Genomic DNA, 11,759 nt, shown 5'->3' on the forward strand with positions numbered 1-11,759 from the left:
TATAGAAGGCTTTCAGCCGGTGACCCTCTTTTTCTTTAATACTTTGTATTCCTTACTCCTCTTTATCATTGCTTTTATTATATGATTTTGTAAGGCTATATTATACTATATTATTATTTTTGTCAATGTTATCACAAAATAAATAATTAAAGTAACTTAAAAAAGTGCCAAATTTTTATTTAGCACTTAAAAAATATTCTATTTATTAGATTTTAAAATCCTTTGGATTATGTTCCTTTGCCTTTGGTTCTCCAAAAGCTGCTTTTACACTTTCCACTTGCGGATTATGATTTATATGTTTTTTATGACTATTTTTTGATTTCTTACTCATTTACTTCACCTCCAAATTTATATAATTAGCTTATGTAAAATAATTTAATTTATTTTATATAAAGCTAAGAAAGAAAGTGAAATTTTGTAATTAGTATTTATCCATCTATCCATTCCATTGTTTTTATAAAGTCATTAACAAATTCTTCACTCATACTTGGATTAATAGTTTCTTCATGGATTATAGTAACTACTGACATAGCGATAGCATATTTAACAGTATCCTTAATTGAAAAATTATTCATATATCCATATCCAACACCTGCAACAAAAGAATCTCCTGCACCTGTAACATTTTTAACTTCCACAGCCTTTGTAGCTATTTTTCCTTCTTCATTAGAAGTCTTATAGTAAATACCCTCTGCATCAAGACTTATAAATACATTTTTAACACCTAGTGATAAGAAGTAATCTGCTGCTCTTTTTAAATCTTCGTCACTTTCAATTTTAAACCCACATAAAACCTCTGTCTCTAATCTATTTGGTTTAATTGTATGAAAATATTTTACTAAATGTTTTATTTTTTCTGCCTTTGTTGATGATACAGGATCTAATATAAATTTAGTTTTTCCTTTAAAAGTAGTTAAAATATACTCTAAAAGTTCTGGATTATCTGAATCTAATATAGTATATTCTGCATTTTCGATTATATGGGCTCTAGAATTTATAAAGCTAGATTCCATTTTATTAAGACTTTCCATATCTACTATTGCAGATTCCATTTCTCCATTTTCATTTAAAATCGCCATATATGTAGGTGTATATTCATTTTCTAAAATTAATGAATGTTCCATACTATATCCTATAAGCTCTGAGTTTTCTAAAATATTTCTTCCTTGATCATCTCCACCTAAAATAGAAATAAATTCTGTATTAACATTAACTCTTGCTAAATTTTCAGCAATGTTTCTACAAACTCCACCTAATGATATCTTTATATGTCCTGGTATAGAATCTCTTCCATTATATTTTTTTCTGCTAAAGCCTATTATATCTACTATTGACGCCCCTAATACTAATATATAAGGATTATTATTATACATACCATCTCTCCTGCTCTTTAAAATCCGTTACTAAAAAACATAAATATATTATATTAGAGAAAGCTAAAAAAATAAAGTTAATTTTACAAACTTTGTCGAATTTTATTTTTTATTTATGCTTCTTTAATTATATTATTTATTTAAAACTCTCTAAAACTTGCTACATTTTCCTTGGATATTCATATACTGAATATTAACTTATCTATATGTCAATAATTTAAATACATATAATTATATTCCTTGGAGGTAAAAATGAATTACTTTAACGAAGGTAATAAATACTATAATCTTAAAGAATTTAAAAAAGCAATTGAATTTTACAATAGGGCAATTGAAAATGATGAAAGTACAACTTGTTCCTATTATAATGCAGGAGTTTGTTATATAAAGCTTAAGGATTTTGATTCGGCAATAATAATGATAAAAAAAGCTCTTTCTGTGCAGCAAGAAAGTAAATACTTCTTTAACTTAGCCTATTGTTATACAATGAAAGAAGAACTCAAAAAAGCCCTTATTTATTTTAACATAGCCTGGTCACTAGATGATTCTGACTATGATTGTGAAAAAGCTATAAATTTAATAATGTCTAAAAATAAAAAGGCTTTATAATCTTAAATAGGTTATAAAAGCCTTTTTAATTTTACTAAATTTAAAGCCATTCTCCTGCTATTTGAGCATTTAAATGATCTGAATTGAAATCTTTGTTGTCAAAGTAATCTCCTGCTAAATAAAATGTTGGATCTATATTAATCCAAACTCCTTCATCTGAAAGATACACTTGATTCCAAGCGTGTGGTCCATAGTTTTGACCATCAAAGGCATCTCCAGTTACTATCCTTGTTCCTAATCCTACAGATTTTGCCATAGCTACATAAAGACAAGCATAATCAAAACAAATTCCACTTCTTGTATTCCAAGCTTCAATTGCTCCACTATTACTTACGCCTTCAGGTCCTAAAGCTTTTTCAGCTTTTAAAAAGTCATATTTAATATTTGATCCAATCCATGAATATAATTTTTTTGCTTTTTCTCTATCACTTTTAGCATTTCCAATTATTTCAACAGCCTTTTTATTTATTTCTTCTGATGATTTTATTCCTTCTTCTAATGTAACTCCATTATAATATACTATTACATTAGAATTTGATGGAATATATTCTTTAAAATCATTATAAGATAGTACAGGCTTATTAATTGACATTATATTTTCTAATGTACTGTATCCATTTATACTATTAAATAAATTAACTTTCATACTTCTTCCAAAGGTTGTATTATAAGTTATAATACTCATAAACATTATTAATATTATAACTAAACCTTTTAAAAGCCCAAATAGTGTTGAAAATAAAACAATTCCTAAATTTCCTCTACTTAATAAAATATTATATGCTTTTGTTAATGGATTATTTAAACACTTTAAAATCCAATAAATTATAGTTTGAATGAATAAAAATACTATTCCTAGTACTAAAGCTTTAAATAAATTGTTATTTACAAAATTAATATTAGAATAATTACTTACAAACTTTAATATTTCTAAATATATTTTTTCTAAATTAGTAAGCATGATCAAAAATGTCATAAAAATAGAAAAATAATAAATTAATCTATTTAAAGAATACTTAGCACTTCCTTCTTCTAAGGATCCTTGTACACTACCCTTTATTGAAAAACCCATTAATAAAGCACATAAAATATAAGGTAAATATGTAATCATTAATGTCTCTCCTTTTAAAACAATCTACATATCATCAATTTCTATTATCCTTTTTACTGCTTGAGAAACTATATCATAATTATATCCCTTGGATAACAAAAACCTATATAACTTTTGAGATAATTTGTATTTATCATTTTCTCTCTTTAATAAAATATTATATTTTTTCAAAGCCATATTATATGCTATATTTTTTTCTTCATCTTCATTTATATTAGAAATTTCCTCTTCTATAAGAGTATCATTTATTCCTTTTTTTATTAAATCATATTTTATTTTCTTTTTTCCTTGCAACCTAGTTTTATCTTTTACGTACATTTTTACATAATTTACATCATTTAAGAAATTATACTCTTTTAAAAAATTTAATGTTTTATTAATACTTGCTTCATCATATCCTTTTAATAAAAGCTTATCTTTCAGCTCTTTTTCACTTTTATATGTTTTTTCTATTATTCGAATGGCAGTATTTTTGCATCTTAAATAATTATCTTCTTTTGCAATTACTTTAATTTTCTCTATGTCTATTTTCTCATTTAATTTTAGTCCTTCTTTATAAACTAATTCTGTACTTATTGAAAATGAATACTCCCCATCAATATATATATTTACTCTTTCTTTATTTCTCTTTTGTATTTCTATTTTTGTAATAACACTCATAATTATCTCCAATCCTTTAAGATTTTAGTATATGAATTGTTGGATTACTCAAAACCTTTCTAGCTACCTCTTGGATTTTATTCATATCTAATGTATGTAATTTTTCCATATCTCCAACAAACTCATATAAATCTTCACCATCTAAGCCTTGATGAAGCATATAATTACATAACTCTGCTGGATCCTCTAAAGTTGAGATAACAGCTGTTTTATGAACTTTCTTCATAAGTTCTAAATCTTTCTCTCCAATTGATAAATTTCCATTTTTAACTCCATCTATTGTTTCATTTATTGCATTTATAGCAGCATCTAAATCATCTTCTGCAACTGCTGTATATATATATAAAGTCTTAACACTATTTGTCATATCTATACTAGTATAAATATCATAGGCCAATCCCCTTTTTTCTCTTACTTCTCTAAATAGAAGTGAGTTAGAACTCTCCCCTAACCTATGATTTAAAATTCTAAGCGGGAGCTCTAGTTCCCTATTTAAATTATAAAAAGTGTATAAATAAACTATAGTATTTTGTTCTATATTAGCTTTAGTTGTTGTAATTGACTTAGAAATATTTTCTTCTTCTAGGATACTTTTTTCTATCTCTACCCCTCTTTCCCAATTTGAAAATATTTTTTTTACTTCATTTAGTGCTTCACTATGGTCATAAGAAGACACAACTGTAACTAAAGCATTATTTGCTATATAGTATTTTTTATAGAATTTAATTAAATCTTCTTTAGTATATTTTTTTATATTTCCTTCTATACCTGCAACATCATATTTTAGAGGACTTTTATTAAAAGCTATTTCATTAGTTCTTTTAAAACTTAAATCTTCTATATCATCTTTACTTGTTCTTATTTCTGCAAGTATTACTCCTCTTTCCTTTTCCATTTCACTCTCATTAAATTCAGGACAGATTATCATATCACCTAAAATTTCAATAGCATTTTTAAGCTCGTCTTCTAAACAGCTTATAGTATACACTGTAGATGTATAATCTGTATAAGCATTATATTCTCCACCTAAAAACTCTAGCTCATCATTTAATTCTTCATAATTCCTTTTTTTTGTCCCTTTGAATAGCATATGTTCTATAAAATGAGATATTCCTTTTTCATCCATACCTTCATAAAGTGATCCAACTTTTATTCCTACATTTATAGATGATATTTTTGTATCCTTTTTTATAGTTATAACCTCTAATCCATTATCTAAAAAATTTCTCTCAACATCAAAATTTAATTTAAACATATTAATCCACCTATTTCCTCATATTATTTTGCTTATTAAAAATATAATATGACTACATTTTAAATACAATACTATAATTATATATATGTTTCAACTAAGAATCTACATTATTAGTCTTTTTAAATCAAATAATTACTTGTTATATAAATGTAACATAAATTAAATAAATATTACTTTTTTATTTATTTACATAATTAATCTTTACCATATAAGTATTGACATTTATAATTATATTAAAGATTTCATAATAGGGAGGGTTTTATGAAAAAAAATATACTATTAATTGAAGATGAAACTCGTATTAGATTTTTACTTAAAGATTATTTTTTTAAAGAAGGATTCAATATTATAGAAGCTTCCGATGGTGATGAAGGTCTTAACTATTTTATAAGCAATAAAGTAGATTTAGTTATATTAGATATTATGATGCCAAAGGTTGATGGGATTACAGTTTTAGAAATGATAAGAAAGGTTTCTACAGTACCAGTTATATTACTTACTGCTAAGGGGCAAGAAGAAGATAAATTATTTGGTTATGAAATGGGTGCAGATGATTATATGACTAAACCATTTTCCCCTAAAGTATTAATTGCTAAGGTTAAGGCTTTACTTAAGAGAACCTCTGAAGACACATTTTCTAGTACAAATGACTATAATGGTTTGACTATAAATAAATTATCTCATGAAGTTAAAATAAATGATGAAATAATAAATTTATCTCCAAAAGAATTTGAACTTTTAACTTATTTATCTGACAATGAAGGTATAGCTTTATCAAGAGATACTATACTAGATAATGTGTGGGGCTTAGATTACTATGGCGATTTAAGAACTGTTGATACAAATATAAAGAGACTTAGAGAAAAGCTTGGAGACAAGGCATCTTATATAGTTACAGTTAGAGGAAGTGGATATAGATTTGAGGCACAAAAATAAATTTAGCATATCAAAAAAATTATTTTTAATAACTTTTGGCTTAATATTTATTGTATTAATATTTAGTATGTTATTCCAAATTTTATTTTTTGAAGATTTCTATTTAAATCGAAAAGTAAAAGACATGATTAAGGAAGCAAGTAAATTTAGTACTTTAAATTCTTATGCTGATGAAAACTTTTTGACTGATGCATTATTTAGATTTGAACAAGAGACAGATTCTAGAGTTGTTATTCTTTCATTAGATGGTAAAATTAAGTTTCTAGATAATTATGGTAAAAATACAGATGACTTTCAAGTTTTAACTGCATTTTGTGCTGAACTTATTAATGATAAATATCTTATTAATGAAGTTTTAACTTCTGGTAAGCCACAAGCTAGAGTTTTTGAAAATAAATTAAGCAATACAAAGAAAATTGGAATAGTATCCCCAATGTCATTAAACTCTAAAAATGATTCAATTATTGTATCTGTTTCATCAATGCAACCTATTAGCGAAGCTGCTGGTGTGACTAAAGAGTTTTATGGATATTTATTTTTAGGTTTTAGTGTAATTGCTATTTTCTTATCATCTGTATATGCAAATTTAATTTCTAAACCATTAGTCAATATAAATAAAGTAGCTAAGAGAATGTCTGCAATGGATTTTACAGCTAGGTGCCAAGAAAACTCGGATGATGAAATTGGAAGTCTTGCTGTTACCTTAAACTTTCTATCATCTACCTTAAAAAATGCCTTAGAAGATTTAAAGCAAAAAAATAAAACTCTTCAGGAAGATATAGAAAAAGAACGTAAATTAGAAGAGATGAGAAAAGATTTCGTTGCAAGTGTTTCCCATGATTTAAAAACACCTATAGGAATAATAGAGGGTTACGCTGAAGGCTTAAAAGATGGTATAGCTACTGGTGAAGATGCTTTAGTTTATTTAGATACAATTATAGATGAAGCAAATAAAATGAATAAATTAGTAACAAATATGTTGGAATTATCCAAACTGGAATCTGGGAATATAGATTTAGTTATAGAAAAGTTTAACATACTTAGACTTATTCAAAAACTTATAAAAAGTTTTTCTTTAGAACTTGCATCTAAAAATATAAATATAGAATTCAAAACTAAGTTTGAATATTGCTATGTAATTGGAGATGTATTTCAATTAGAACAAGTTCTTACTAATCTCATTAGTAATGCAATTAAATATACTCCTAATGGAGAGAAAGTAATAGTAGAAGTGCTAGGAGAAAATGATTTTATTAATATTTCTGTAGAAAATAAAGGCTCTCATATTCCTGAAGAAGAAATTGAAAATCTTTATACTAAATTCTACAAAATTGACAAATCAAGAAGTAGTTTTAAAAACAGTAATGGCTTAGGACTTTCAATAGTAAAAAGGATTTTAACATTACATGAAAGCTCTTTTTCTTTATCTAACACAATAGATGGAGTAAAATTTCAATTTACCTTAAAAAGAGCTGATGATTTAGAAATAATATAAAGGGATGAGCTTCATCCCTTTTTATACAAAAAAGCTAATTATTATTATTAGTAACAGAATAGCATTTAATATTAAAACTATTTTACTATTTAGTGAAATTCCTCTTAATTCTTTTTCTTCTTTACTTTCTAACATATCTACCATTATTAATATTTGCTCTAATTTATTTAGTATCTCCTTATTTGTTTTTCTATTTTCCCCTATTTCTTTTATATTGCTTAGAACTTCATTTTTACTTTTCTCAACTTCTCCTCTTATATCATCAATTATTATATCTTTATATAAATCTTTAAGTCTTTCTTTTACGTTATCTTTTATAACTTCTTCTTTTAAATAATTACCCACCCATTATCTCCTCCTCTAAACTTAACATGTCACTTATCAAAATAGAAATGTACTCATAGTTTAAAATCAAATCAAAATCTGTTAGATATCCTGAATTTATAGATGTAACTACAGTTCCTTTTTCTTTTAAAAACTCTTTTTTTATGTAATCTAAAAATACGCCTACTAATTTTTCTTCTTCATAAGAAGTTTTATTAAATTCATCATAATTCTTTCTTAAATTTTTAACCTTACTAATTTCTTGTTTTTCTATTCTTTTAATTTCATTAACTGCTTCTATAATATCATTTAACTTTTCAAACTCTATTTCATTATCTTCAGTATTACTTAATTCTATCAAACCCAATCTTCTTACTTTATCTTCTCTTTCCTTTTCTAATTCTATGTAACTCTTTTGCAAGTAATTTATATTATTTTCTATACTTAATATATCTCTTTTAAATTTATTTCTTTTTTTACTTATAAATCTAATTGTATCTTTTTGAGATTCTACAAATCTTTTTATAATTATTCTATCATTTAAGTTCCCTTCAAATTTATACTCTTTATGTTGATTTTTAAAATCTTTTAAAAATAACTTTATTCCCTTGTATATGAGGTCTTGATTTCTTTTACAAATCTTATTTAATGATTTTTCAATCATAAGTGTTACGCCCCCTTTTAATCATTACCCTTCAATAGTTATGTTATGTTTTATATAATAATATGCTTATATATTAATTATTATTATAAAAAAGTAGCAGAAATTAAAATTTTCTACTACTTTTAAAATTTATTCTTCTATTAAATTAAAATCTTGCATTTTTTTTATTTCTTTACACTGAGGGCATAAAATTAAAGACTCTTCCTTTAACTCCTCAAAATTGTATCCACACTTATTACATATACATGATGTTTCATTCATTTCCATTTTTTTGACCTCCCTACAACTTAATTTTTGACATATGTCTATTTATACATTCATATGTTAAAATTTCTTAAATTAAGATTTAATTTTAAATACTATATATTATACATTTAGTTTATATAATAATTACAAAATTATTATATAAACTAAAAATATAAAAAAATATTACTAAAAACCTAAGTCTCTAGTAATATTTTAAATTAAAATTTATTTATAATTTAATGTATCAGTTATTAAAATTCTTCAAAAGATCAGCAAATGGATTATTAATATCTTGTTCTGCTTCCTTTTTCATCTTTTTCATTATATTATTTACTTCTTTTTTATTTACTTTATCAGATTTAGAATCAAATCTTTTATTAAATATAGAAGCTTTTTCCCTAAATGTACAATTAGTATTAGGACATACATATATTTGTCCTTCTCCATGACCTCTAAGCTCTAATTTCTTTTTACATTCTGGACATCTTGCATTAGTATTTCTACTTACACTTTCTCTATATCCACACTCTCTATCTTGGCAAACATTCATAATACCATTTTTACCTTTTACTTCTAAAAGGTATTTACCACAATTAGGGCACTTTTTGCCTGTTTTATTATCATGAATAAATTTACTATCTGTACCCTTTATAGATTCAATTAATGCTACAGCATAATTTTTCATTTCTTTTATGAATAAATTTGAATCTTCTTTTCCTTTACTTATTCCATCTAATTTCTTTTCCCATTTTGCAGTTAAAAGTGGTGATTTAAGTTCATTTGGCACTAATTCCATAAGCTGTCTTCCTTTAGATGTAGGTATTATTTCTTTACCTCTCTTTTCTATTACAAAAGAATTAAACAACTTTTCTATTATATCTGCACGAGTTGCAACAGTTCCAAGTCCACCTGTTTCATTTAGTGTCTTAGCAGAATCTTTATCTACATTTACATACTTATGTGGATTTTCCATAGCTGATAAAAGAGTTCCTTCATTAAATCTTGCTGGTGGTTTAGTTTGCCCTTTATTTAAATCTACTGAACTTATCTTTAATGAATCTCCTTTATTAAGTTTTGGAAGTACTTGATCTTTTAAATCATCTTCACTTGCTGATTCATCAATAATTTCTTTATCATATAAAGACTTCCATCCTTTTGACTTTATAACCTGCCCCTTAGCAATAAAACTTTCTCCATTTATATCAGCCTTTATATTAGTTTGAATATATTCAAATGGCGGCATTAAAACGCTTAAAAATCTTTTAACTACAAGATCATATATATGTCTTTCTTCTGAACTTAAATTACTTAAATTAGGCTTTTGTTCAGTTGGTATAATTGCATGATGATCACTTACCTTACTATTATCTACAAAGCTTTTATTAGAGTTTATCTTTCCCTTTAATATTTCAGATGCTGCCATTCTATATTCACCAATAGATATTGCTTTTAATCTTTCTGGAATAGTTGAGACAATATCTGTAGATATATATCTAGAATCAGTTCTAGGATAAGTTAATATCTTATGGTTTTCATAAAGTCTTTGCATTATAGATAAAGTTTGCTTTGCAGAATAACCCCATATTTTATTTGCATCTCTTTGAAGCTCTGTTAAATCATATAAAGCTGGTGCAAATTTCTTTTTAGGAGTTTCTGTTATTGATGTAATTTTAGCATCATGTCCTTTTGCATTATTTAATATTTTATTAGCCATTTCTTCATTAAATATTCTTAAATTATTATCCTTATTAACCCATTGAAGTGAAATTCCATTTGCTTTTGCAGATATAGTATAAAAATCTTTTGGCTTAAAATTTTTTATTTCATCTTCTCTATTAACTATCATAGCTAAAGTTGGTGATTGTACTCTTCCTGCTGAAAGTTGTGCATTATATTTACATGTCAAAGCTCTTGTTGCATTAAGTCCAACTACCCAATCAGCTTCTGCTCTGCATTGAGCTGCCTTATATAAGTTTTCATACTGACTTCCAGGCTTTAAATTTTTAAATCCATCTAAAATTGCTTTATCAGTTTGAGATGATATCCAAAGTCTTTTTATAGGCTTCTTAACTCCTGCTTTTTCTATAGTCCATCTTGCAACAAGCTCTCCTTCTCTACCTGCATCAGTTGCTATTACTATTTCTTCAATATCACTTCTATTTAAAAGTTTTTTAACTTCATAAAATTGTTTAGATGTCTTTTTTAAAACAGTAAGCTTCATATACTTAGGTAACATTGGAAGAGTTTCCATACTCCAAGTTTTATATTTTTCATCATAACCTTCTGGGTCTTGAAGCCCAACTAAATGTCCAAGTGCCCAAGTTATAACATACTTATTTCCTTCTATATATGCTCCTTTATTTTGATTACATTTTAAAACCTTTGCTATATCTCTACCAACAGAAGGTTTCTCTGCTAGTACTAATACTTTTCCCATATCTTAGTCCTTTCTCTTTTAAGAGTAAATATACTTCTTGCATCTTAAACTCTATATTTATTTATTATTTTCTTTTAACTAATTAAACTATATCCAATTTATGATATTCTGTAAACCTACTTTAAATAAACATTCTATATTTAAAGTATTTTAATATACAGAATTAGTAAAATATTATATTTAATGATATAATAAATGACAAAACAAATTAGGGGGAATATCTATGGTAGAAATATTGAAATTAATAGCTAGTCTTATTAATGATTTACATGATAAAGTCTTAGATATTGTTAGTATAGCTGGATATCCATTAAATGATAAACAACTTCATTTTATATTTATGGCCTTAATTGGCATAGTAATATTTGTAATAACTCAAGTTGTATTTAAAAAACTTGCAAAATATAGCATTACTGCTATATCATTTATATATACATTAACAGTTATGATAGTTATAGTTTTTGCTATAGAAATACAGCAAAAGTTAACACATAGAGGTAATATGGAGTTTGCCGATATTGCTTATGGACTTTATGGATTTATTTATGTATTTCTTATATACTTGTTAATAAAACTTATTATAACTTTAATAAAAAAAATCAGTAACAAGCAATAAAAAGTGGTACCTATAAAGATATCCACTTTTTTG

The 11,759-nt window shown here is 25.3% G+C and carries 13 protein-coding genes and 1 other annotated feature (1 of these 14 running past the window's edge); of the genes, 4 read left to right on the top strand and 9 right to left on the bottom strand.

The features are described from left to right. Nucleotides 1–78: a binding site (T-box leader), on the bottom strand; it reaches 149 nt to the left of the window's first position. Between the two features lie 127 nt (nt 79–205). Together ACH36K_RS12960 and ACH36K_RS12965 are read right to left on the bottom strand one after the other, a co-directional pair. Then, nucleotides 206–331, bottom strand: a complete 126-nt coding sequence (locus tag ACH36K_RS12960; RefSeq protein WP_411168032.1) for a CPC_1213 family protein — start codon at nt 329–331, stop codon at nt 206–208. Between the two features lie 97 nt (nt 332–428). Next, entirely contained in the window at nt 429–1,373 is a 945-nt protein-coding gene (locus tag ACH36K_RS12965; RefSeq protein WP_411168033.1) for a carbohydrate kinase family protein, read from the bottom strand. Between the two features lie 252 nt (nt 1,374–1,625). On the opposite strand from ACH36K_RS12965, the gene ACH36K_RS12970 reads away from it, so the two are divergent. Continuing rightward, nucleotides 1,626–1,982 (top strand): tetratricopeptide repeat protein, encoded by a 357-nt coding sequence (locus ACH36K_RS12970; protein WP_411168034.1) that lies wholly within the window; start codon nt 1,626–1,628, stop codon nt 1,980–1,982. A gap of 40 nt (nt 1,983–2,022) precedes the next feature. On the opposite strand, the gene ACH36K_RS12975 is transcribed toward ACH36K_RS12970, so the two are convergent. From ACH36K_RS12975 to ACH36K_RS12985, 3 genes are read right to left on the bottom strand one after another with little or no spacing between them, the layout of a single operon-like run. Further along, nucleotides 2,023–3,093 (bottom strand): transglutaminase-like domain-containing protein, encoded by a 1,071-nt coding sequence (locus ACH36K_RS12975; RefSeq protein ID WP_411168035.1) that lies wholly within the window; start codon nt 3,091–3,093, stop codon nt 2,023–2,025. A 24-nt stretch (nt 3,094–3,117) separates the two neighbouring features. Beyond that, the gene (gene recX / locus ACH36K_RS12980) at nt 3,118–3,753 is read right to left on the bottom strand and encodes a recombination regulator RecX (RefSeq protein ID WP_411168036.1); all 636 of its coding nucleotides are present in this window, start codon (nt 3,751–3,753) and stop codon (nt 3,118–3,120) included. 16 nt (nt 3,754–3,769) lie between these two features. After that, entirely contained in the window at nt 3,770–5,008 is a 1,239-nt protein-coding gene (locus ACH36K_RS12985; RefSeq protein ID WP_411168037.1) for a M16 family metallopeptidase, read from the bottom strand. A 261-nt stretch (nt 5,009–5,269) separates the two neighbouring features. Between ACH36K_RS12985 and ACH36K_RS12990 the strand changes: the two genes are divergently transcribed. Both ACH36K_RS12990 and ACH36K_RS12995 read left to right on the top strand, forming a co-directional pair. Beyond that, complete coding sequence (locus ACH36K_RS12990; RefSeq protein ID WP_411168038.1) at nt 5,270–5,944, top strand: response regulator transcription factor; 675 nt, start codon at nt 5,270–5,272, stop codon at nt 5,942–5,944. 67 nt (nt 5,945–6,011) lie between these two features. Beyond that, entirely contained in the window at nt 6,012–7,439 is a 1,428-nt protein-coding gene (locus tag ACH36K_RS12995) for an ATP-binding protein (protein WP_411168039.1), read from the top strand. 21 nt (nt 7,440–7,460) lie between these two features. Here ACH36K_RS12995 and ACH36K_RS13000 read toward each other — a convergent pair whose 3' ends face one another. From ACH36K_RS13000 to ACH36K_RS13015, 4 genes are all read right to left on the bottom strand, one after another. Next, a complete protein-coding gene (locus tag ACH36K_RS13000) occupies nt 7,461–7,784 on the bottom strand; it encodes a hypothetical protein (RefSeq protein WP_411168040.1) in 324 nt (107 codons plus the stop codon). Then, complete coding sequence (locus tag ACH36K_RS13005; protein ID WP_411168041.1) at nt 7,777–8,427, bottom strand: hypothetical protein; 651 nt, start codon at nt 8,425–8,427, stop codon at nt 7,777–7,779. The genes ACH36K_RS13000 and ACH36K_RS13005 overlap by 8 nt, the downstream gene beginning before the upstream one ends. Nucleotides 8,428–8,556: 129 nt before the next feature. Next, entirely contained in the window at nt 8,557–8,694 is a 138-nt protein-coding gene (locus ACH36K_RS13010) for a hypothetical protein (RefSeq protein ID WP_411168042.1), read from the bottom strand. A 223-nt stretch (nt 8,695–8,917) separates the two neighbouring features. After that, the gene (locus tag ACH36K_RS13015; RefSeq protein WP_411168043.1) at nt 8,918–11,110 is read right to left on the bottom strand and encodes a DNA topoisomerase III; all 2,193 of its coding nucleotides are present in this window, start codon (nt 11,108–11,110) and stop codon (nt 8,918–8,920) included. A 223-nt stretch (nt 11,111–11,333) separates the two neighbouring features. Here ACH36K_RS13015 and ACH36K_RS13020 point away from each other — a divergent pair, with 223 nt between their 5' ends. Next, a complete protein-coding gene (locus ACH36K_RS13020; RefSeq protein WP_411168044.1) occupies nt 11,334–11,726 on the top strand; it encodes a hypothetical protein in 393 nt (130 codons plus the stop codon). Nucleotides 11,727–11,759: the final 33 nt, after the last annotated feature.

The sequence above is a fragment of the Clostridium sp. MB05 genome, assembly GCF_046581255.1.
GTDB lineage: Bacteria > Bacillota > Clostridia > Clostridiales > Clostridiaceae > Clostridium.

Bases quoted from the DNA above. Each gene is read 5' to 3' on its own strand.
- ACH36K_RS13010 (WP_411168042.1), bottom strand. From the start codon at position 8,694: ATGGAAATGAATGAAACATCATGTATATGTAATAAGTGTGGATACAAT.
- ACH36K_RS12965 (WP_411168033.1), bottom strand. From the start codon at position 1,373: ATGTATAATAATAATCCTTATATATTAGTATTAGGGGCGTCAATAGTA.
- recX (WP_411168036.1), bottom strand. From the start codon at position 3,753: ATGAGTGTTATTACAAAAATAGAAATACAAAAGAGAAATAAAGAAAGA.
- ACH36K_RS13020 (WP_411168044.1), top strand. From the start codon at position 11,334: ATGGTAGAAATATTGAAATTAATAGCTAGTCTTATTAATGATTTACAT.
- ACH36K_RS12960 (WP_411168032.1), bottom strand. From the start codon at position 331: ATGAGTAAGAAATCAAAAAATAGTCATAAAAAACATATAAATCATAAT.
- ACH36K_RS13005 (WP_411168041.1), bottom strand. From the start codon at position 8,427: ATGATTGAAAAATCATTAAATAAGATTTGTAAAAGAAATCAAGACCTC.
- ACH36K_RS13015 (WP_411168043.1), bottom strand. From the start codon at position 11,110: ATGGGAAAAGTATTAGTACTAGCAGAGAAACCTTCTGTTGGTAGAGAT.
- ACH36K_RS12995 (WP_411168039.1), top strand. From the start codon at position 6,012: ATGTTATTCCAAATTTTATTTTTTGAAGATTTCTATTTAAATCGAAAA.
- ACH36K_RS12975 (WP_411168035.1), bottom strand. From the start codon at position 3,093: ATGATTACATATTTACCTTATATTTTATGTGCTTTATTAATGGGTTTT.
- ACH36K_RS12970 (WP_411168034.1), top strand. From the start codon at position 1,626: ATGAATTACTTTAACGAAGGTAATAAATACTATAATCTTAAAGAATTT.
- ACH36K_RS12985 (WP_411168037.1), bottom strand. From the start codon at position 5,008: ATGTTTAAATTAAATTTTGATGTTGAGAGAAATTTTTTAGATAATGGA.
- ACH36K_RS12990 (WP_411168038.1), top strand. From the start codon at position 5,270: ATGAAAAAAAATATACTATTAATTGAAGATGAAACTCGTATTAGATTT.